Source organism: Paraburkholderia phenazinium (genome assembly GCF_900100735.1).
Taxonomy (GTDB): domain Bacteria; phylum Pseudomonadota; class Gammaproteobacteria; order Burkholderiales; family Burkholderiaceae; genus Paraburkholderia; species Paraburkholderia phenazinia.
Genome location: NZ_FNCJ01000031.1, coordinates 45,128 through 66,905, shown reverse-complemented (window position 1 = coordinate 66,905; position 21,778 = coordinate 45,128). Strand labels below are relative to the sequence as shown.

The following is a 21,778-nucleotide window of genomic DNA, read 5'->3' as shown; positions in this document are numbered from 1 at the left end:
GCTGCCGTTCGACTTGCATGTGTAAGGCATGCCGCCAGCGTTCAATCTGAGCCAGGATCAAACTCTTCAGTTCAATTCCTGTTACTGTTTTCGGTTGTTTTACCAACCGGTCGCTCACTCAACGTACTGACGAATGATTAACCTGTCCAGAGACAGGAAAACCTTCCTTTCATTACTGTGTGAGACTTGATACTTTCGCTTGTCGACAGACTCCGAAGAATCCATCATCGCGTCGCCATCAAGCGCCCACACTTATCGGCTGTTAATTTTTAAAGAACTCTCGCTCAGAAGCTCTGCTTTCTTCGCGTCCGTCATCAAACGGGAGGCGAATTATGCGATGCCCACAGGGGTACGTCAACCCCATTCGCGAAAAAAGTTTGTGAGCACGTCGAAGTCAACGCTCGTGACGCTCGCTGCGTTGATGAAGGCGAAGATCGCGCGCACCTATCGTCCCATCTATGAGAGGAAAGGATATAGGGGCCCCCTCACAACATGAGGCGCAGCGAACGCTGCCGCGAGCATCTCGGGCCTTCCCGATCTATCTCGCGGCGGCATCTTGTGTGCAGCGAGGTCGTCCCTACATATAGAGGGCGACAGAGAGGACGCCGCACCACGTAGGAATTCGTCATCGCGGATGATCTGCCCCCTAGGGCGGACACCACTTGACCTTTTCTCAACATATATCTCACGGTCGACGAGAGTTCACCCTCAAGTTCGTATATAATCGTTGGCCGCGCGAATTTTGCGCGTCTCTATGGGCCCGCCTCGTGCGGGCCAATCTTTTCGCTCTTTGCGAGCATAGACAAACCAGCCGCATGTATCACTCAGGTGATGTTGCGGCCTAGCCGAAACGCCTGAGGGACGCGTCTTGCGCCTCATAGCGAAGCCTTCGAGGAGAAGACATTGAACCCTTTCGATCGGGATGATTCCGGAGACAACGCCGGATACTCAATCAAGGCCCCTGCCGGGCGAACTGCCAAAGGTAAGGGCGCGGGTAAAGCGATCCCGGTTGCTGCCGAAACATCGCAGCAAGTCGAAGAACAGCAACGCCAAATGCGCGCGCTGATCCAGTTGGGCAAAGAGCGCGGCTACCTGACGCACGCGCAGATCAACGATCACCTGCCCGACAACTTCGCGCAAACCGCAGCGATGGAAACCATCGTCGCGACCTTCAACGACATGGGTGTGGCTGTCTACGAGACGGCTCCCGACGCTGAAGCGCTGCTGCTGAACGCCAACTCGCCGGTCGTCTCCGACGACCAGGCCGACGAAGAAGCCGAAGTCGCGCTGTCGACGGTCGACTCCGAGTTTGGCCGCACCACCGACCCGGTGCGCATGTATATGCGCGAAATGGGTGCAACGGAACTGCTGACCCGTGCCGGCGAAATCGCGATTGCCAAGCGCATCGAAGATGGCCTGCATGAGATGGTTCAGGCGATTGCAGCCTGCCCGTCAGCCGTGTCGGCGATTCTGGCCAGCGCCGATCAGGTCGCAGCCGGTGAGCTGCGCATCGACGAACTCGTCGATGGTCTGAACGAAAACACGACGTCGGAAGAAGTTGCCGATGACAGCGTCGATGCAGCAGCAGATCTCGACGCCGAAGCCAGCGACGACGACGCTGACGGCGACGACGACATCGCCGCTGATTCGAGCGCGGTCGACGAAGCACGCCTGAAAAAGCTGACGGCAGACTGCCTCGAAATTTTCGCCCGCGTGCGTACCCGCTTCGAAGAAGTCAGCTCGCTTCACGCAAACGACGCCAGCTCCTCGGAAGCGCATCTGCGCGCACGCCAGGACATCCAGCAAGAACTCGCGGCACTGCGCTTCACGGCACGCACGATTGACCGCCTCTGCGGCGACGTGCATCACCAGGTCACGCAAGTTCGCGCGATCGAACGCCGCGTGCAGCAAATCGTGCTGGAAAAGAGCGGCATGCCGCGCGATCTGTTCATCGAGTCGTTCCCGGGTCACGAAACCGATCTGGGCTGGACCATGCGCATGGCTGCGACGTCGAAGGAATTCGGCGCCGCGCTGGAGCGTAACCTGCCGGCTATTCAGGCTGAACAGCAAAAGCTGATCGCCATCGAAGCAGCAGTTGCGCTGCCGCTGAAGCAGTTGAAGGAAATCAACCGCAAGATGGTTGCCGCCGAAGCGAAGATGCGCAAGGCGAAGGGCGAAATGATCGAGGCGAATCTGCGTCTCGTGATTTCGATCGCGAAGAAGTACGTCAACCGCGGCATGCAGTTCCTGGATCTGATTCAGGAAGGCAACATCGGTCTGATGAAAGCGGTGGACAAGTTCGAATATCGCCGCGGCTGGAAGTTCTCCACCTATGCAACGTGGTGGGTGCGCCAGGCCGTGACGCGTTCGCTGGCGGATCAGGCTCGTACGATTCGTGTGCCGGTGCACATGATCGAAACGATCAACAAGCTGAACCGCATCTCGCGCGAAATCCTGCAGCAGACCGGCCAGGAAGCACATCCTTCCGTGCTGGCTGCGCGGATGGATCTGTCGGAAGAGAAGGTTCGCAGCATCCTGAAGATCGCTCGCCAGCCGGTTTCAATGGAAACGCCGATGGGCGAAGACGGTGACGCGACGCTGGGCGACATGATCGAAGACTCCTCGGCCACGTCGCCGGCGGAAGCTGCGGTCCAGGCCGACCTGCGCATCGCCATCGACGACGCGCTCGACTCGCTGTCGCCGCGCGAAGCGAAGGTGCTGCGCATGCGTTATGGCATCGACACGAAGTCGGACCATACGCTCGAAGAAGTCGGCAAGCAGTTCGACGTCACCCGCGAACGGATTCGCCAGATCGAAAGCAAGGCGATGCGTAAGCTGATGCATCCTAGCCGCGCGGATCGACTGAAGTCGTTCCTCGACCGGTAAGTTAGAAAGGGCTCTGGGTATTAAAACCAGGGCCCTGTTTCTATCAGGAGCCGCTTCAACTGGCTGGCTTCTCGTAGCAAACCCCAGATTTCCTCGTAACAACGCCTCATCCTCTCCCGCCTGTTGGTCCGAAACGCCACTTCTTTTGCGATGCCGTAGTTTGGACTGCGCTATAAACCTCCCCGCCAATACTCGCGCGACACTCGATTCAATCTTGATGGAATATCGGGCTTCATATCCCTACCCAGATTGAAGATCTATCTATTTACGACGATAATAATCAGGCCAAGCAGCCGCCACGCCGGAACCGGAACCGGAACTGCGCAAGTCGAAGCCGATCCACAGCAGCATAAAGACGAATACGCCTGACTCTGAGACTCGAACGATGAAATTCACGTTGCACGGCTTTGCTTGCCTGCTGGTATTCGCGTCGGCATTGAATCAAAACGCATGGTCGCAAACTTCGATCTCAACGCTATCGCTTAACTGTGATATTGGCGATCCGCAGCAGGAAGCAAAATTACTCCGCGCGGCAAATGGAACGGCATACCGCCATTCAATCCACGAATTAAAGTTGAGCGTGACCGGCAAGGAATTATCGTTCAAGGATGCCCCGCCCTACGATGAGCCGCTCGACGGTATCAGCTATACCTACTGCGGTCGCAAAGAAGGCTATTCGCTTGTCGCAGATCGGGACGGCGACGTGTTCACCGGCAAGCTGATCGACGAGCGCACCGGACGCGTGTTGCCCGCCGGGCAAGAGGTGCTGTTCTCGCCCGACCGCCGCGCCTACCTGGCATCGGAACAACTCGACGGCATGGACGGCTCGATGTGGACCGTCTATAGCATCGAGGGAACGGCGTCGTGGAAAGGGCCGAGCTATGTCGAACGAGCGAATCCGCACGATAACTCGATCACGCTCGACGCACCCGCCTGGACTGCAACCGGAGAACTCGTTGCCAAGGCATATTGCGGCGACGACAGGCAACTAGCAAAGCTGGTGAAAAACGGCGGCAAGTGGACTTGGCGCTTGCCGGCGGCGTGCAGGGGAATATAAGCAATAAGAGGTTTTCTGGAAACCTCGAAGGCGTGGTGCCTGGCGACCGCAGGCATGAAATCGTTCAAGGTAGTTGTCAGTAGCCGTGTCCGCATCGCGTGGAAAGCGTACTCCGGCCATTCGCCCGTGAGCCTCTCGAACTGTGAATCATACGAAGACCCAACTATGAGAACCGTCTCCCGCAACATGCTGACATGCCCCCAGCGAGCACTGCGCACAGTCGCGACCCTCGGTGCACTATTGCTGCCACTTTGCGCCTTCGCTCAACTGCATGTCGTGCCGCTCACCACCCCACATGCCAAAGGCAACGACGATACCTCGCTCAAATTCCCGCTTGTCACCGGCGGTAGCGAGCAAGCCGACCAACGCATCAACACATGGCTGCAGGTCTCCCAATTGCAAAAGCTGCCGGGGCGTTATCAGAAGAGCCCGTTCGAAGAAATCGAGCCGAAAGGCGACTCGCCGCTCGGCACCACGTCGCTCGACTACTCGGTGAACGCCAATACACGCGGCTACTTGTCCCTGTCCATCAACGGCGAGTACGACTCGGCGTCGATCAACATGTTCGATAGTCGATACAACTTCGACGCGCAGTCCGGCAATCCGCTCACCTTGCCGGATCTGTTCAGCCCTCAAGGTCTCGCGAAGTTCACACGGCAGGTTCGCGTAGCGCGTCTGAAAATGGTGGATCGCTACCTGGCCGAACTCGCGGCGCAGCCGCCGTCCGATCCGGATCAAAACAGCAACGAACATCGAGTCCTTAGCCAATGCCGCTCCGATCTGGCCGCAGAGAAAGAGAATCTGCGAGGCACTGACTTCTCCCTGACCAAGGACGCGCTCTCGCTAAGCCGCGATTGCGCGCTGTCCCACTATGACCAGGCGACGGCAGACGATGACGGGCCACTCGTCACGACCTATCGCTTTCAGGCGCTGGCTGGTCTCCTGAGCGACTACGGACGCTGTCTATTGATCGACCAGCGTACCGATTGCACGAATCCTCACCCCGATCCATCGTGGGGAATTCTGCACGGCACACTGGACGGCCGCTATCCGATCACGCTGGTCTACGGAACGCCCGCAGGCGACGGCTACTTCTATGACAAGTTCGGCAAGTACATCGGATTGGACGGCGGACTGGAGGCAGACGGCACCGTGCGCTTGCGCGAGTCTCCTGAGCACGGACCGGACACACGCTTCGTGTTGAAGCACCAGGCTGACGGCAGCGTCACCGGGACCTGGACCCAGGACAGCACGCACAAGACATTGGCAGTTGCACTGCACCCGTGATCCACGAATCACACGTCCGAACCACGTTCCCACTGCCGTGAGCACTGGATACTAGTGCGGCCCCGGCCAACTCGGCCTCATAATCACGGTTGCGCGCCGGCCCGCACACGTTGCAGGCCGGCTCCTCGCCAGGGTTCACCGTTGGCGCTTGCGGCGTCGCGATGCCGTCGCCCACCTGGCGCCTTGTCATCCTGCCAATCCAGGGCGGAAGTCGACGTCCTGTCCGGGCAGACTTACAAGAGGTACGCAACGTGAATGTGCGCACGAGAGAATTCGCCGCCCCTGAGGCCCACGCTGGTCTCGAATGGTGGCGCAGCGCGGTGATCTATCAGATCTACCCACGCTCTTTCGCGGACTCGGACGGTGACGGTATCGGCGATCTTCCCGGTATCGCGGCGAAGCTGCCATACCTGGCCCGTCTCGGCATCGACGCAATCTGGCTCTCGCCGTTCTATCGCTCCCCCCAGGCCGACGCCGGTTACGACGTGGCCGACTACCGCGTGGTCGATCCGCTATTCGGCACGCTGGACGACTTCGACCGCATGCTGCACGGCGCCCACGCGCTCGGCATGAAGGTAATCGTCGATCTGGTGCCCAATCACACCTCCGACGAACACGCGTGGTTCCAGGCGGCGCTGAAGTCGCCGCCCGGGAGCGCCGAACGGGCGCGTTACCTGTTTCGCGACGGCAAGGGCGCGCATGGCGAACTGCCGCCGAACAACTGGCAAAGCGTGTTCGGCGGCAACGCCTGGTCGCGTGCGCCCGGGGACTCGCAGTGGTATCTGCATCTATTCGACCGCAAGCAGCCGGACCTGAACTGGGATCACCCCGAGGTCCGTGCGGAATTCGAGGACGTGTTGCGCTTCTGGCTGGAACGCGGCGTGGATGGCTTTCGCGTGGATGTGGCGCACGGTCTCATCAAGGCGCCGGGGCTGCCTGACTGGGACGGTCACGCCGCCATGGTGGAAGGCGCGGAGGCTGGCAATAGCGGCGACAGCGACAGCGCGGGACCGATGTGGGACCAGGACGGCGTACACGAGATCTACCGCAACTGGCGCCGTGTGCTGGACGCCTACCCCGGCGAGCGGATGATGGTGGCCGAAGCCTGGATTGCACGGCAGTCGCGGCTCGCCCGCTACATTCGGCACGATGAAATGCAGCAGGCGTTCAATTTCGACTATCTGCTGGCCCACTGGGACGCCGCTGAACTGCGCGCGGTGATCGACAGTTCGCTGGCCGCCTCGGCCGCGGTCGGCGCTCCCACGACCTGGGTCATGTCCAACCACGACTCCGTGCGCCATACGTCGCGCTTTGGCCTGCGCAAGCCGGGAGCCAGGCCGAAGGGTATCGACGCGAACGGCGAGCAGCCCAACGAAGCCCTGGGGCTGCGCCGCGCCCGTGCGGCCGCCTTGCTTATGCTCGCGCTGCCGGGGTCGGCTTACATCTATCAGGGCGAGGAACTGGGTTTGCCGGAGCACACCGCGCTGGAGGCGCGCTATCGTCAGGATCCGGCGTTTTTCCGCACGAATGGTGCCGAAATCGGCCGCGATGGCTGTCGCATACCGCTACCGTGGAAGGCGAATGCTCCCTCCTTTGGTTTTGGCGCCAGCGAGACAAGCTGGTTGCCGCAGCCGGGCAATTTCGCACACTATGCGGCGGATCGTCAGGACGGTGTAAGCGGCTCGACACTGGAACTGTATCGGCGGCTTCTGCACCTGCGGCGCGATTATCAGCTCGGCGCGGGCCAGTTGCAGTGGCACACCGTCGGCGCCTCGGAAGTCCTGAGCTTCGACAACGGTCAGTTGCACGCAGTGATCAATCTGGGCATGAAGCCCGTTACGTTGCCTGCGGGAACGCTGCTCGTTTCGAGCGAACCGTTGAACGCAGCGGGGCAGTTGCCCGGCAATACGGCGGCGTGGCTGCTCCCCGCTCACCGGCCAATGAACACGTCCCGGTAAGCGCCGTAGATCGACAACAGCGGCACCGCAGTCATCAGCGGTGTCAGCACCAGGGCACGCAGCGCCAGCGGGATCATCAGAGCGAACAGCACAATCAGCGCCAGCGCCGCGAAATACATCAGCGTCACCGGCCAGTTACGCGCCGCACCGCTCAGGCTCGCAATCATCGCATCGTGCGGCGTCATGTCGTGCAGCATCACCAGCGCCGGAGCGAAGCAGGCCGAGGCGATCGCAACGGCAAAGATCGACGCGCCGAGCAACGACTCAAGCGCACCGCTCACGCCGTGAGCGCCGCCGTAACTGATCGACACATGGTGCATGCCGCTTGCCGTGAACGAGGCGTTCAGCGAGACATGGAAGGTCGCCAACAGGACCACATAGCCCACGGCGACAATCGCCGCACTGTACATACCGATCACCCACAGTGCGTTGCTGCGCCGCGCCAGCGCTGCCAACGTCTCGCGCGGCGATACCGGCTGGCCCTTGTTTGCGCCGTCCTGCACGAACATCAGCCCGCCCACCACGAGCGGCGTCAACAGCAACGCCAGCGGACGCAACAGCGGCAGGAACCCCTGCAGCGTCACGAAATCGGCACAGACCAGCAATACGCTCAACCACAGCACGGGCTGCAGGCTTGCCGCACGTGCGCCGCTCACCAGCCAGTCGGCAATACGCTGGGGATTGACTTCTCTTCCACCGGGAAAAGGTAGTGCTGGCGCACGACGGCGACGGGTTTCCTCAGAAACGTCGCTCGGGTAATCGATGTTCATGACGGTTTCCTCAGTGAAAAATGAAAAATTGTTATTCGCACTCCTACGAATAACACATCGACCCCGCGGGCATTCGGGTATTGCCGCCGCTCGTCCGGCGGGCACGAGATCGTCCTGGGCTGCTGTTACTGCTAATCTACGTAGCATTGCGGACAAAGGTTGTCCGCATCTACGGAGACCCACGCCGAATGTTGCAAAACTCCACGAGGCTGCTACGTCTGCTGGGCATGCTCAGGACCTCCCCATCGTGGCATGGCGCGGTGCTGTCCGAGCGCCTCGGCGTCACCGAGCGGACCGTGCGGCGCGACGTCGACCACTTGCGAGGTTTGGGCTACCGGATCAGCGCGACGCCGGGGCCCGATGGCGGCTATAGCCTGGAAGCGGGGACGACCATGCCGCCTCTGCTGTTCGAGGAGGACGAAGCGCTCGCCGTCTCGCTGGCGCTGCGAACGCTTGCCGCGAGCGGCGTGCAGGGCATTGAAGAGTCGGCGCTCGCCGCGCTCGTCAAACTGGAACATTTGATGCCGCCACGGCACAGCCGCAAGGCGAGGACGTTCTTCGCCTCCATTCAGAAGCTGGCCCAGTCCGGCCCCAAGGTCGATCCAACTGTGCTGGCTGCTCTTGCCGGCGCATGCGCGGACCACGAGGAATTACAGTTTCGTTACACGGATGGCAAAGCGAGAGCAAGCCAGCGCACGGTCGAGCCCCAAGGTCTCGTCAACGCGGAATCCCGCTGGTACCTCGTCGCCTGGGACCGTAGCCGGGAGGACTGGCGTACGTTCCGTGTCGACCGGGTGGTCCCGCCGGTCTCGACCGGCGCGCGTTTCGCGCCTCGTGGCGGGCCGGACAAGGGTGATCTGGCTGCATACGTCTCGCGTTCGATTTCGACGTCGGCCTACGCGGTGCGCGCCAAAGTGATCCTTCACGCGCCAATGCAGGCGCTTGCCCAAAGCATCTGCCCATTGGTCGGCCAGCTGGCACCGCTCGATTCGCGGCGATGCATCGTGCACACGGGAGCGAATTCTCTCCACACCATTGCCTCATGGTTGTGCACGCTGGAAGTCGAATTCGACATCGTCGAACCTCCCGAACTCCTCGAGTTCTTGCGAGGAATGAACGCTCGCGTCCACCAGGCTTTGGAACGGTCCAGAAGCGCGGAAAAAGTCTGAATTTCCGATCGGAAAAATCCGGCCTCATTCCAGGACATATTGGCCCCTCAGTGATGGCCAAGGCTCAAGGAGCCGCTCAATGTTATGATCGGAAACACTGTGCGCCCTGCGGCGCGCTTATGGCTCTACACCCCATGGATACCCATCTCACCAAACCCGCCGAGCCCTCCACCTCGGATCTGGGCCGACGCGTGCGTGCCGCGCGCCAGGCGCAGGATTTGACGCTGGAGACGGCGAGCCGCCTGTGCGGCGTGTCGCGCTCGACCTTGTCGAAAGTGGAAAACGGCCTGATGTCGCCCACTTTCGACGTGCTGCAAAAGATCGTCCTCGGCCTGAAGATCGAGATCGGCGAACTGTTCGGCTCGACGCCGAAAGTCAGCGCCGGCGGCCGTCGCGCGCTGACCCGCAAGGACGCCGGGCAGCGCCACGCGTATCGCGGCTACCAGATGGAACTGCTCGCCACCGACCTCGCGCACAAGGCGATGCTGCCGTTTCGCATCCGTATCTCCGCCCACACGCTCGATGCCTTCGACGACTGGGGCCGGCACGAAGGCGAGGAATTCCTGTACGTGATCAGCGGCAGCGTGTGTCTGTACTCCGAGCTGTACGCCCCCACGCATCTGAACGCCGGCGACAGCATCTACTTCGATAGCCGCACGGGTCACGCGGCGGTTTCCACCAGCGAAGAAGACGCCGAGGTGTTGTGGATGGCCACGAGCGCGGATATTCCGCAAGCTCCGGTCGATTCGGCGAAGAAGTAAGCGGCACAGCTCGTGCAAGCCAGGCACAGGCGGGCGCAACGCGAGGTGCCTCATCGCGTCGCGTCACGCTGCGGCGGGCTAAGGCGCTACGTTCGATGCAGCGGGCTACGGTGCGGCGTTCGATGCAGTAGCAGCCTCGCTGGCTACTTGGGCCGAACCATGGGCGACACCTCGCGCAGCCAACGCACGCTGCGCCAGTTGCGCAATATGCAGTGCGTGACGCCCGGTGCCCTGCTCGATCTGCTCGCGGCAACTGAAGCCGTTGGTCAGCACGATGGTTTGCGGCGCGGCGCCGCGAATCGCAGGAAACAGCTTGTCTTCGCCGATCTTCTCCGAGAGCGCGTGATGTTCCGCGTTAAAGCCGAACGACCCCGCCATGCCGCAGCATCCGGTATCGAGCAGTTTCCATTTCACGCCTAGTCGCTCCAGCAGCGCCGTATCGCCTTGCATGCCGAACAGCGCCTTCTGATGGCAATGGCCGTGCACCACCACCTCGGCGTCGAGCTTAGGCCAATCGAACGATTCCCGCACCACGAAATCCGAGAATAGGAAGGTCTGCGCCGAGAGACGCTTGGCCAGCGCATGATCGGGGAGCTGCTTGAGCAGTTCGTCCTTGAACACCGACAGGCAACCGGGTTCGAGACCGACCAGCGGCACGCCCGCGGCGATCTCGTCTTTGAGATCGTCAAGCACGTTCACCAGCAATTCACGCGCACGTTCGAGCAGGCCGAAGTCGTAGAGCGGTCGGCCGCAGCACAAGCGCTTCTTTGGCAGCACGACGTGCCAGCCGAGTTGGGTGAGCACGTCGGCGGCGGCCTCGGCGATCTCCGGCGAGAAGTGATCGCTAAACGTATCCACCCAGAGGATCAGTTTGCGATCGGCTGGATTGGGCCCTGCCTGCCTGGGTGCGGCCGGATCAAGTACCGCACGACCCGCCGCACGCTGCGCGATTTGCCTGTACGTCTGCTTCGCAAACTTCGGCAATTCACGCGCCTGCGCTACACCTGCAAGCCACTTGCCAAGCGGCGCGATACCCGGCGCCGAAGTCATCAAATTAGTCAGACGCGGAAAGCGCGCGGCAAGCGGTGCCCATTCGCCGATGCGGCCCATAAACATCGCCTGGCGTGGCCGGCGATTCGTTTCATAGTAATGCGAAAGAAATTCCGCTTTGTACGACGCCATGTCCGTATGCGTCGGACAGTCGGACTTGCAGCCCTTGCAGGCGAGACAGGTGTCGAGCGCTTCCTTGACTTCGCGGCTTTGCCAACCGTCGGTAATCACTTCGCCCTGCAGCATTTCCCAGAACAGATGCGCACGGCCGCGCGTCGAAAACTTCTCTTCGCGCGTGGCCCGGTAGCTGGGACACATGGTCCCACTTTCGAGCGAGCGGCATTTGCCCATCCCAATGCAGCGCTCCACCGCGCGTTGAAAGCCATCGCCCTCCTGGCTCGCAAAGGTCAGCTTGGTCTGTAGCGTCACCGGCCGGTAGGCCGGTCCCATGCGCAGATTTTCGTCGGCGCGGTAGGCATGCACGACCTTGCCGGGGTTGAGCCGGTTAGCCGGGTCCCAGATCGCCTTGAAGCGCTCCATGGCCTGCATCAACTCAGGGCCATACATGATCGGCAGGAACTCGGCTTTCGCCTGGCCGTCGCCGTGCTCGCCGGATAGCGAGCCGCCGAACTCGACCACCAGTTCCGCCGCCTCGCGCAAGAACCGGCGCCATGTCGCGATGCCTTCCGCCGTGCGCAGATCGAAGGTGATGCGGGCGTGCACGCAGCCATCGCCGAAGTGGCCGTACAAACTCGTCTCATAGCCGTACCGGTCCACCATTGCCTGAAACGCGCGCAGATAATCGCCGAGCCGCTGGGGATCGACGGCCGCATCTTCCCAGCCCACCACCGGATCGGGACGCGCCGGATCGACCGAGAGCGCCACCGCCGATGCGCCGGTTTCCCGAATCGACCACACCTTTGCCTGCAACGCACGTTCTTCGACCAGCACCATTGAAACGTCCGGCCCCGCTGCACCCGATGAAAAATGATCCGCCGCCGCGCGAGCCTGAAGCACGGCTTCGGCGTGTGTATCGGCGCCGAATTCGAGCACCACCCACGCATCGCCAGCGGGCAGCAGCGCGACCTCCTCCCTTTTGAGGCCCCGTGCCTGCAGCCCGCGAATGATTGCGCGGTCGAGCCCTTCGATTGCGATCGGCCCGCAGCGCATGAAGTGCGGCACTGCATCGGCGGCGGTAAAGATATCCGCGAACCCGAGCACCAGTAGCACACGTTTTGTGGGACTCTTCACGAGCCGCACTTTCGCCTGCAAGGTCACGGCACAGGTGCCCTCCGTGCCGACCAGTGCACGCGCGACGTTAAAGCCGTTTTCCGGCAGCAGTTGATCGAGATTGAAGCCCGACACGCGCCGCTTGATCTGCGGGAATTTTGCGCGAATCGATTCGGCGTAGGTATCGCGCAGTTCTTTGAGCGCAGCGTAGATCTCGCCCTGGCGGCCACCCGCAGCGATGATGCGTTCGAGCTCGTCGTCTGCAGTCGGACCGACCCAGAAACGTGCGCCGTCGTAGGTAACGATTTCGAGCGCCTCGATGTTCTCGACCGTCTTGCCGGCCATCACCGAATGCGCGCCGCACGAATTGTTGGCGATCATGCCGCCGAGCGTGCAGCGGCTGTGCGTGGCGGGATCGGGGGCGAAGGTCAGACCGTGCAGTTCCGCGGCATCGCGCAGGGTGTCGCAGACCACCCCCGGTTCGACGATCGCGGTGCGCGCCACCGGGTCCACCGAGACGACACGATTGACGTACTTGCTCGCGTCTGCGACCACTGCGACGTTCACGCACTGACCGTTCTGCGACGTACCGCCGCCGCGCGGCAGGAACGGCACGTCGTTGCGGCAGCACGCTTCGACGGTGGCGAGCAGATCGTCGACGTCTGCCGGCACCACCACCGCGAGCGGCACCTGCCGGTAATTCGACGCATCCGACGAGTACAGCGCCTTCGACGCCTGATCGAAACGCACTTCGCCACGCACGTGCTGGCGCAAATCCGCTTCGAGCGCTTGCATGACGGCGGCGGTGCCGCGAAACGGCGTGGCGACACGGCGGTCTTCGGCCTCTACGCCGCTCGTGGTTGCGTCCGCACTGTGTTGTTGCGTCATGCTCGCGTAGACCTCGCGTGGACCTTTAGGCAGCCTGGCCGGCTGTCATCTTGAAGATGCCTTGGGCGTTGCCTGCATCGAAACGCAGGTCCGTTTCCCAGCGACGGGACTCCTGATCGAACGTGCGCTTGCGGGTAATGAACTCGTAAAACGAGCCTGGCACCTCGCGCGTAACCGAGCTGCCATCGGCCGCACGAAATTCGCGCTTGACGATATCGGCACGATAAGCGGTCTGGAACACCCGGCCCGAACGCGAACGCTCGACTTCCGGTTTCATCGGACGGCCCTTGGCTTTTTCGTCATCCGAAAGCTGGAACACGTCCGCGACGCGATCCGTCGCGTGGTTGAACGCGTTGCCCTCGGTGGCGATCCACGCCATTTCCGCCGACTCCTTCAACAATACTTCGTAATCCGCCTCACGGGGAATCTCGTGCTGACGCGCAAACGCCCCGACGATCACCGGCAGCAATTCATGCGCCGCATCGAGTGGCAACACGCCTTCGCGCTCGAGTTCCCACAGATGCGCCGTAGCCACCGGCGTCAACGGATCACGCGAGGCGCCGATCACATTCGTGACAGCCTGCTGGAATGCAGCGGAAAAGCGCTCCGGATGCAGCTCACTGACGAAGAACTGGGCGATTTCATCCGGCGCGTCTTCATGTGCCCACGCCCGACCCGTCATGCCTAGGCGGTCGAGCGGGTAGCGGCCGTTGATACGAAAGCCAAGCGGGCGCAGGATGCGTGCGAATGCGGCTTCACCGGGCGGCAACGCGCCGCTCGCCGACCAACGGACCGTGCGCAACGCACCGTGATCGAAGTACACGCTGCCGCCTGCCGCCAGAGCGTCCTGGGTGTAAGCCCGGCCATTCGCCGAGCGCGCCAGCAGATCTTCGAACAGGACCATGTTCATGGCCTGCGCGAGTTCGGCGCGGGTAACCACGCCCGCTTCCCATTCGTTGAGGACTTGCGGATGATTCAGCGTCTTGAAGAGCGTCGCAGTCTTCACGGCGCCGATCAGCTTCAGGAGCAGTTGTTCAATATTCGCATTTCGCGGGTTCTGCATGATTTCTCTCAGGAGGGCAGGCTGCGGGAGCCTGCGCATCAGTGGGGAGCCGCCAGAACTGCGTGGGGACGCAAACGCGGCATCGTTTGACCGTGATTATTCAAATTCGCGCGGCCGCCGTAAAGCGAGATAATATGCAGACTTGATGCGTTTTCGGAATCAACGTGCGAAAGTTCAAGATCCCCAGCATGGGTGCGCTGCTTGCCTTCGAGGCGGCGGCACGGCATGAAAGTTTCACGCACGCGGCGCGCGAGTTGTTCCTGACCGAGAGCGCGGTGTCGCGCCAGATCGCTACGCTCGAGGGCAATCTCGGCGTGCGGCTGTTCGTGCGCGTCAAGCAGCGTGTCGTGCTCACCAAGGCAGGCAAGGTCTACAGCGCGCAGGTGGCCCGCGCGCTGGAAGGGCTCGACCGCGACACGCTGTCGATCATTGCGCACGGTAGCGGCGGAGGCTATCTGGAGCTGGCCGCCCTGCCCACCTTCGCCTCCCACTGGCTGATCCCGCGCCTCGCCGACTTCAACGCGAGCTATCCGGACGTGCGCGTGAACCTGGGGGTGCGCACCGGCACCTTTCCGTTTGCGGAGACCCACTTCGAAGCGGCCATCCACTATGGCAAGCCTACCTGGCCCGGCACCTCTGCCGACTTTCTGTTCCGCGAGGAAGTCATTCCGGTCTGTGCGGCAAGTTTGCTGAAGCGGCCGGTGTGCACACCGGCGGATCTGCTCGATTACCCGCTGCTGCACTCGACGACGCGTCCGGACGGCTGGGCCAACTGGTTCGGCAAACTAGGCGTGGAGGACAACCGTGCGATGCAGGGCGTGCGCTACGAACTGCACACCATGCTGATCAGCGGCGCGGCGGCGGGCCTTGGTATCGCGCTGGTGCCGAGGTTCTTCGTCGAAGCGCAACTCGAGCGGCTCGGGCTGGTTGTGCCGTTCGACGCACCCGCGATTGCCGAGGCGGCATATTACCTGGTCTATCCCACCGAACTCAGCCACGGCCGGCCGTTAGCGAGCTTCCGGGAATGGTTGCTGGGACAAGCCGTCCTGTATGGGGCGGCCAATCCGGTGCTGGCTCATGAGGCGGATGAGGACTGAGCGGTGCGATTCTGGACTTTGGGCCTTGCCTTGAGGCTTGGCCCATGCGCGTTGAGCCCTGAGCCTTAGCGCTTCCTTGTGCTTGCCGCCCCGCTCGCGCTCAACGCGCCTGGGCCAGCGCGCTCAGGTTGCCCTCGCCAAAACCGTGATGCCCCTTGCGCTGCACGATCTCGAAGAAGATCTCGCCAGCGCGGCGGCGCACAAAGGTCTGAAAAAACAGCAGCGGCACACCGTCCGCGCCGATCTCGCCGTCCACCAGCAGGCGGCAGCGCTTGAGCCGCTCGAGATCGAGCCCATGACCCGGCAGGCGCGCATCGATCTGCTCGTAATAGCGCGGCGGCGGCTCGACGAATTCAACGCCGTTGGCTAACAGTTGCTCGACACAGGCAAAGATATCGCCGGTGGCGAGCGCGATATGCTGCACGCCCTCGCCCGGATGATCCGGCAGATACTCATGCATCAGGTTCGTGCGGCGCGTGCCTTCCTCATAGAGCGGAATGCGGATCGCGCCGCAGGGCGACACCATCACCCGCGATTCGGCGGAAACATGCCAGTTCGCGTGCAGTTCGTGAATCTCGCGGAAGTTGAGCAGATCGCGATAGAAATCGAGCCACTCCTGCATCCGACCCGCGCCGACGGTTTGCGTCAGATGATCGATGGCGACCAGCCCCGTGCCGGCGTGACTCAGGTCGGCGTGGGCCGTATCGATCTCGATGGGCCGGAAATCGATGTCGAAGATCGAAATATCGCCGAGGCCACCACGCTGACCGCCACGGCCGCGCCAGCGGTCGACAAAATAGATGTGCGAATCGCCAATGCCCTGAATGGCCGGGATCACCAGCTCGCCCATGCCGATCTTCTCGCCTTCGAAGGCCCAGGCACCGAGTTCGATGGCCCGCTCGAAGGCGCGCGGCGCATCGGCCACGCGAATGCCGACTGCACAGATGCCCACGCCGTATTCCTCTGCGTAGCGCGCGGCGAACGAGTCCGGCTCGGCATTGAGCAGGAAATTCATCTCGCCCTGGCGGTACAGCGTGACGTCCTTGCTGATATGGCGCGCGATCGGTTTGAAGCCGAGCTGCTCGAACGTCTGGCCGAGCGCCTGCGGATCGCGCGCGGCGAACTCGACGAACTCGAGCCCGGCGGTACCGAGCGGATTGTGCTCGGGGTCCGCTGCGGCCTGCATTGCGGCGCTCGAGGTGGGCAAGTCGTTGGACATGACAATCTCCCATGCAAAGCTGTTCATTTGTGCCGACGCTGGTCCTGACGTTCTACGCAAGCCGCCGCGAATGCGCAACGCCTCGACGCCTTGCGGATGCTACGCGATATGTGAAACCGCACCCGCTTTCGCACCGTGTTTGTACACCGGGGACGGGGTCGCCCGCAACTGCATTTTGTACTGACTAGTTCATCCGCTGATCGTGCCGCTGGGTACGCCGCGCGGTGCGATCCCGCCCGGTGCGAGCCGATATACCCTAAGACCGCCTCAGGCCGGCTTGCGCCGAGGCTTCGCCGCCCCCCGTCTAGCCTTAGCCGGCGTCGCAGACGTAGCGGCCGGCACCATACGCTGCCGCGCGACGGTGCGAAGCGCGTCGATCAACGCCATCCCTACCGGGGACGGCTGCGTATCGGAGCGACGGATCAGGCCGACTGGCTCACCGGTACCGGCAAACGGCAATGGCAGACGCACGAGCATGCCACGGGCCAGCTCATATTCGACTGCACTTTGCGGCACGAACCAGACCGCGTCATTCTCGAGCGCCAGCGCCCGGCCGGTCGACACCGACAACACCTCCACAAATGCCGAGAGCGGCGGCACACCCCACGCCGCCAGCAGACTGTCCGCGGACTGCCGGATCAGCGTCCCGAACGGCGGCACCACCACAGTAAAACCTTCAAGCAGCGCCGCGGGCAACCCAGCGCTCGCCGCCAACGGATGTCCGGCGCGCACCACGGCAATCAACGGCTCGGTAAAAAGCTGTTCGAAGCTGAGACCGACCATGCGCTCAGGGTCGGCCAGACGCCCCACCGCGAATTCAATGGAACCGGCCTTTAGGCGCTCCAGCAACTCCGCATTGGCGCCGGTGGCAAGGCGCACGATCACGCGCGGCCACTGGACAGCAAACAGCTTGAGGACCGGCGGCACCAGCGCGCTGGCGACGGTGGGCAGAATGCCGATCTCCAGCGTGGCCGACGCCGCACCCTCGGCGCGTGCGAGCAGATCGACGCCCTGGCGCAGCGCGCTGACACAGGCGCTGGCATGCGGCATAAAAAGCTGGCCCTCGCGGGTGATCACCGCGCCATGGCGGCCGCGCTCGAACAGCTTGACGCCGAGAATCGCCTCCAGCTCCGCAACCGTCTTGGAGACCGCCGGCTGGGTGATGGACAGACTCTCAGCCGCCTTCTGGACCCCGCCGAACTGCGCGACGGCCAGAAAGCACTGGAGATGACGGAATTTGACGCGGCTGTCCGCGAGGCTTCGTTGCATAACGACAGGTTATACGAAAGGCGCGAAAACGTCATTTTTCATAACTTCTTGGATTGGCTAAAGTCGCGACATACCTTGTCATTCCATAATTCATCCAAGGAGACACCCATGGACGAGTCCATCCTTACTCCGCGCGACTTCGAGTCGCATCCCGCCTACGTGTATCCCGGCTACGGCTCATCCGTGAAACGCGGCCCGACGCGCCCGCTGATTCCGCTGAAGGAAAAGCTGCGCGATCAACGCGTGCCGGTGTATGGCGCCGAAGACCTCGGCGCGCTTGACCACGATTTGACGCGCAACGCGGTGCGCAACGGCGAGCCGCTGGGCGAGCGGATCATCGTAACGGGACGTGTGCTGGACGAAGGCGGCCGCCCGGTGCGCAATACGCTGGTTGAAATCTGGCAAGCCAACGCGGCTGGGCGATACGTGCATAAGGCCGACCAGCACGATGCACCGCTGGATCCGAACTTCCTCGGTGCGGGACGCTGCCTGACCGATAACGAAGGCCGCTATCGCTTTTTGACGATCAAGCCGGGCGCGTATCCGTGGGGCAATCACCCGAACGCATGGCGTCCGAATCACATTCACTTCTCGCTGTTCGGCGACCACTTCGGCTCGCGGCTCGTCACACAGATGTATTTCCCAGGCGACCCGCTGCTGGCTTTCGATCCGATCTTCCAGGGCACGCCCGAGCATGCGCGCGAGCGGCTCGTGTCGCGTTTCTCGCTGGATACGACGCAGGAAGCCTACGCGCTCGGCTACGATTTCGACATCGTGCTGCGCGGCCCGAACGAAACTCCGATGGAGCGCTAAGCCATGACCGCACTCAAACAAACGCCTTCGCAAACGGTTGGCCCGTACTTCGCGTATGGGCTGTGTCCGGAGCAGTACAACTTTGACTTCAAGAGCCTCTTTACTCCCGCTATCGCGGATCATGAAGCGGCCGGCGAGCACATTACGATTGTGGGTCAGGTGTTCGATGGCGACGGCAAGGTTATTGGCGATGCCATGCTCGAAGTCTCGCAGGTGGATGCCCAAGGGCGATATCCGGCTTCGCGGGCGGAGGTTGAAGCGAGTGGGTTCCGTGGGTTTGCGCGGGTTGGCACCGGGACGGATCCGCAGAAGCGGTTTATTGTCGAGACGGTGAAGCCGGGGCGCGCTGCTTCTGCTTCGGACGAAGCGCCGCATCTGAATGTGATCGTGACGATGCGGGGGATGTTGCTGCATACGTTCACGCGGGTTTACTTCGATGATGAGGCTGCTGCCAATGAAAGTGATCCAGTGCTCGCGTTGGTACCGGCGGAGCGGCGTGGGACTTTAATTGCACGGCGTGTGGATGGGACCAGTAAGACGGTGTATCGGTTTGATATCCATATGCAAGGCGAACAGGAAACCGTGTTCTTCGATTTGTGAGCTTTCACGGCGCTTTCACATTCGCACGATAGGATCGCGGCTCGCGATTTCGATTGCGAAACTCCGAGTACTTTTCAAGCCTGCAGATTTGTGGGCTTTTTTTTGCCTGTGCGGCGCTTTGGTGGTGTGCGTGTGGTGTTGGTCTTTCCTTGAGTTGTTGTCGGGGTGGTTGCCTACGGCGTTTGGTCGGTGTTCCTGGGGCGTTGGCCTTTCCTTGTATTCTTAGTGGTCTATTAGCCTTGCCCCTGTGCGGGGCGGCACCTACTTTCTTTGCCGCCGCAAAGAAAGTAGGCAAAGAAAGCGGGCTGACAACCGCTAGCTCTTAGGTGTCCATCACGTAGGTCAACCCGAAGTGGTCCAAAGACGAGACCTGCCCTCGCTTTTCCACCGTTAGTGACACAGCGCTCATCCACCCCACTCCGCACTTCGTGCGTCGCGGACGGGTTTGCATGGGAAAGCAGGTCTGCCTGGGTGCGTGGTAAATCGTCCAGCAGGGCAGCGGCACCAGGAGCGTTTGGCTTGCCGGCAGTACGAACTCATCGAAAATCGGCAAGCCCACGATAGTTAGAATAACTATTGAATTTGCAGGAGGCGCTATACCCGACGGCGGGGCGCGCAGCGCAACGCTGGAACGGATGAGCGCTTTGTCGCTAACGCCCGTGGTGCGAGGGCAGGTCTCGTCTTGGGCCGTTCCCGGTAGCGGACCGAGATGGCTCACTACCCGCTAGCGGGGTGAGCCCGCTTTCTTTGCCTACTTTCTTTGCGGCGGCAAAGAAAGTAGGTGCCGCCCCGCACAGGGGCAAGGCTAATAGACCACTAAGAATACAAGGAAAGGCCAACGCCGCAAGAACACCACCTAAACGCCGTAGGCAATCCAAAAGAAAGCCTATCACCCAAACGGCCGAACCCCAATCCACCACCCATGCAACCAGAACGCAAACAAAACCCAGGCGACCACCCCACCCACCACAGCTACCACATCGCGCCCCACTGTCCCAGCGGGATAAACAAGCCCTAAAGCCAAATCCCGCCGCCGCGCAGCGCGATAGTCCAGCACACCCCAAACAAGAAAAGCCGCAAACAGCACAACCGCGTTCAAAGTCCCATTCGCCAGCAAATGCGCGAGCGCCCACAATCCCACGCTGAGAGCCTGCGGGTGCTTAACCCAAGCCTTGAAGTGATTACCAGGAACATAAGCAGCCAGAAAGAGAACAAAAGCAATCAGCGTCAACAGCGCGGCAAGATGCGGCGCCCAAACCGGGGGCGTCCACAGCAGGACAGGATCGCGCCGCGCGATCCCGTAGCCCCAGATGATCAGCGCCAACCCCAAGGCGGAGGCCAAGGAATACGCGCCCTTCCACGGTTTCTCCCCGATCCGGGCAATCTGCCGCGTACGCCACGATTCGGCATAGATGCGCACTGAATGCACGCCCAGAAAAATCACCAACCCCAGTACTAGTACCGACATGGCAGGCTCCTCGCGACGGGTGTCGACAGATCGCCGCGATTGTCGCTCAAGATACCAATCCTGCCAATGCCGGTTTCAACTGCTGGATTCAACCCCGCTGTGAATTCACTCTGCAGCCGGAATCCAGGCGGCACTCGCTGCGTCGCTCGAGCGAAACGCCGGGAATTTAGCCCCAAGGTCGGCAATCGTCTTGATGTCGTTCTTCACCAGATCGTCACGCGTGATCAGCGTCGGCTTCACCACGATGTGATGCCCCGGATCCTCGCCCGCCACCTCCAACGCAGCGGCGCGCACCGACACCGCCCCCACCACCGCCGGATTGGTCGCGGCCGTCGCTACCCAGGCACTGTTCGGCGCACGAATGGCCTCGATGTCCGCCGTCGAAATATCCGCGCTGTAAATGCGCAGCTTCGAGCCGAGATTCGCCTCGTCCGCAGCGAGCTTGGCGCCCCGTGCGAACTCGTCGTAAGGGGCAAACACCACGCGAATCTCAGGATGCGCACGGTATGCAGCAGAGGCCTGATTCGCGACCGATTGCGCAATCGGATTGTCCACCGTGCCCCAGCGCGCCTTCTCCTGCACCTGCGGATGGGCGGTCTTGAAGTCACGCCACACCGCGTCGCGGCGATCGAGCGGCGCGAAGCCCGCCACGTATACATACCCCGCGGCGAATGCGTCGCCGTTATCCTTCACTGCCTGATTCAGGAGCAATGTGGCCAGGTCATGATCGCTTTGTTCAATCTGCGGCACCTTCGGGTTGTTCAGGTCCACGTCGAACGCCACCACCTTGATACCCTTGTCGAGCGCGCGCTGCACCACGTCCTTCAGCGATTCCGGCAAACCATGATTCACGATGATCGCCGATACGCCAAGGCTGATTGCCTGCTGAATCTGCTCGCGCTGTTCGGCTGCGTCCTGCCGTCCTTCGTAAATCCGCAGATCGATGCCGAGCGCCTTCGCCTGTTTCTGCGCGCCGGCCTCGTAGGCCTGAAAGAAGTCCCCTGTCGACAGGTAATTCACCAGCGCAATCTTCACGCCGCCTTTGTCGAACGGCGCAGGAGCACCCTTCAGCGGTGCCGCCTGTGTGGTTTGACCCAGCAGCACGCTCGCAGAAAGCAGCGTCAACGCGCCAACCATGCGGCGCACTTGAGATGTGTGACGAAACAGCGATTTCATGGATGCTCCTCAACCTG

16 protein-coding genes and 1 rRNA gene are annotated in these 21,778 nt (G+C 62.0%); 9 read left to right on the top strand and 8 right to left on the bottom strand.

Features of this window, described 5'->3' with window-relative positions; translation table 11 throughout:
- Nucleotides 1-73, bottom strand: a 16S ribosomal RNA gene (locus BLQ92_RS37005); the annotation flags it as partial.
- An 830-nt stretch (nt 74-903) separates the two neighbouring features.
- On the opposite strand from BLQ92_RS37005, the gene rpoD reads away from it, so the two are divergent.
- From rpoD to BLQ92_RS36985, 4 genes are all read left to right on the top strand, one after another.
- Nucleotides 904-2,886: an RNA polymerase sigma factor RpoD gene (gene rpoD, locus BLQ92_RS37000; protein WP_090695553.1), complete on the top strand. Its 1,983-nt coding sequence runs from the start codon at nt 904-906 to the stop codon at nt 2,884-2,886.
- Between the two features lie 385 nt (nt 2,887-3,271).
- Nucleotides 3,272-3,943, top strand: coding sequence for a hypothetical protein (locus BLQ92_RS36995; protein ID WP_090695551.1), 672 nt, complete (start codon nt 3,272-3,274; stop codon nt 3,941-3,943).
- Between the two features lie 165 nt (nt 3,944-4,108).
- The gene (locus BLQ92_RS36990) at nt 4,109-5,230 is read left to right on the top strand and encodes a hypothetical protein (RefSeq protein ID WP_143016740.1); all 1,122 of its coding nucleotides are present in this window, start codon (nt 4,109-4,111) and stop codon (nt 5,228-5,230) included.
- A 251-nt stretch (nt 5,231-5,481) separates the two neighbouring features.
- Complete coding sequence (locus BLQ92_RS36985; RefSeq protein WP_218133063.1) at nt 5,482-7,188, top strand: glycoside hydrolase family 13 protein; 1,707 nt, start codon at nt 5,482-5,484, stop codon at nt 7,186-7,188.
- Here the strand turns inward: BLQ92_RS36985 and BLQ92_RS36980 are convergent.
- Entirely contained in the window at nt 7,161-7,958 is a 798-nt protein-coding gene (locus BLQ92_RS36980; RefSeq protein WP_090695545.1) for a BPSS1780 family membrane protein, read from the bottom strand. The genes BLQ92_RS36985 and BLQ92_RS36980 overlap by 28 nt on opposite strands.
- A 188-nt stretch (nt 7,959-8,146) precedes the next feature.
- Here BLQ92_RS36980 and BLQ92_RS36975 point away from each other — a divergent pair, with 188 nt between their 5' ends.
- Both BLQ92_RS36975 and BLQ92_RS36970 read left to right on the top strand, forming a co-directional pair.
- Nucleotides 8,147-9,127: a helix-turn-helix transcriptional regulator gene (locus tag BLQ92_RS36975; RefSeq protein WP_090695543.1), complete on the top strand. Its 981-nt coding sequence runs from the start codon at nt 8,147-8,149 to the stop codon at nt 9,125-9,127.
- A 134-nt stretch (nt 9,128-9,261) separates the two neighbouring features.
- Nucleotides 9,262-9,888 carry a helix-turn-helix domain-containing protein gene (locus BLQ92_RS36970; protein WP_090695541.1) on the top strand — a complete coding sequence of 209 codons (627 nt, stop codon included), beginning with the start codon at nt 9,262-9,264 and terminating at the stop codon, nt 9,886-9,888.
- Between the two features lie 105 nt (nt 9,889-9,993).
- On the opposite strand, the gene BLQ92_RS36965 is transcribed toward BLQ92_RS36970, so the two are convergent.
- Together BLQ92_RS36965 and BLQ92_RS36960 are read right to left on the bottom strand one after the other, a co-directional pair.
- Nucleotides 9,994-12,963: an FAD-binding and (Fe-S)-binding domain-containing protein gene (locus BLQ92_RS36965; protein WP_425194978.1), complete on the bottom strand. Its 2,970-nt coding sequence runs from the start codon at nt 12,961-12,963 to the stop codon at nt 9,994-9,996.
- Nucleotides 12,964-13,081: 118 nt separating this feature from the next.
- A complete protein-coding gene (locus BLQ92_RS36960; RefSeq protein ID WP_090695536.1) occupies nt 13,082-14,119 on the bottom strand; it encodes a DUF1338 domain-containing protein in 1,038 nt (345 codons plus the stop codon).
- A 164-nt stretch (nt 14,120-14,283) separates the two neighbouring features.
- Here BLQ92_RS36960 and BLQ92_RS36955 point away from each other — a divergent pair, with 164 nt between their 5' ends.
- A complete protein-coding gene (locus BLQ92_RS36955) occupies nt 14,284-15,216 on the top strand; it encodes a LysR substrate-binding domain-containing protein (protein ID WP_175773240.1) in 933 nt (310 codons plus the stop codon).
- Between the two features lie 100 nt (nt 15,217-15,316).
- Here BLQ92_RS36955 and BLQ92_RS36950 read toward each other — a convergent pair whose 3' ends face one another.
- Both BLQ92_RS36950 and pcaQ read right to left on the bottom strand, forming a co-directional pair.
- Nucleotides 15,317-16,435: a 4-hydroxyphenylpyruvate dioxygenase family protein gene (locus BLQ92_RS36950; RefSeq protein WP_090695560.1), complete on the bottom strand. Its 1,119-nt coding sequence runs from the start codon at nt 16,433-16,435 to the stop codon at nt 15,317-15,319.
- A 267-nt stretch (nt 16,436-16,702) separates the two neighbouring features.
- On the bottom strand, nt 16,703-17,704 hold the full coding sequence (gene pcaQ / locus BLQ92_RS36945) for a pca operon transcription factor PcaQ (protein ID WP_090695532.1): 1,002 nt from the start codon (nt 17,702-17,704) through the stop codon (nt 16,703-16,705).
- Nucleotides 17,705-17,812: 108 nt separating this feature from the next.
- Between pcaQ and pcaH the strand changes: the two genes are divergently transcribed.
- Nucleotides 17,813-18,517, top strand: coding sequence for a protocatechuate 3,4-dioxygenase subunit beta (pcaH, locus tag BLQ92_RS36940; protein WP_090695530.1), 705 nt, complete (start codon nt 17,813-17,815; stop codon nt 18,515-18,517).
- Between the two features lie 3 nt (nt 18,518-18,520).
- Complete coding sequence (gene pcaG / locus BLQ92_RS36935; RefSeq protein ID WP_090695527.1) at nt 18,521-19,117, top strand: protocatechuate 3,4-dioxygenase subunit alpha; 597 nt, start codon at nt 18,521-18,523, stop codon at nt 19,115-19,117.
- Nucleotides 19,118-20,006: 889 nt separating this feature from the next.
- Here the strand turns inward: pcaG and BLQ92_RS36925 are convergent.
- Nucleotides 20,007-20,585: an NnrU family protein gene (locus tag BLQ92_RS36925; protein ID WP_090695521.1), complete on the bottom strand. Its 579-nt coding sequence runs from the start codon at nt 20,583-20,585 to the stop codon at nt 20,007-20,009.
- Between the two features lie 105 nt (nt 20,586-20,690).
- Nucleotides 20,691-21,761: a substrate-binding domain-containing protein gene (locus BLQ92_RS36920; protein WP_090695517.1), complete on the bottom strand. Its 1,071-nt coding sequence runs from the start codon at nt 21,759-21,761 to the stop codon at nt 20,691-20,693.
- Nucleotides 21,762-21,778: the final 17 nt, after the last annotated feature.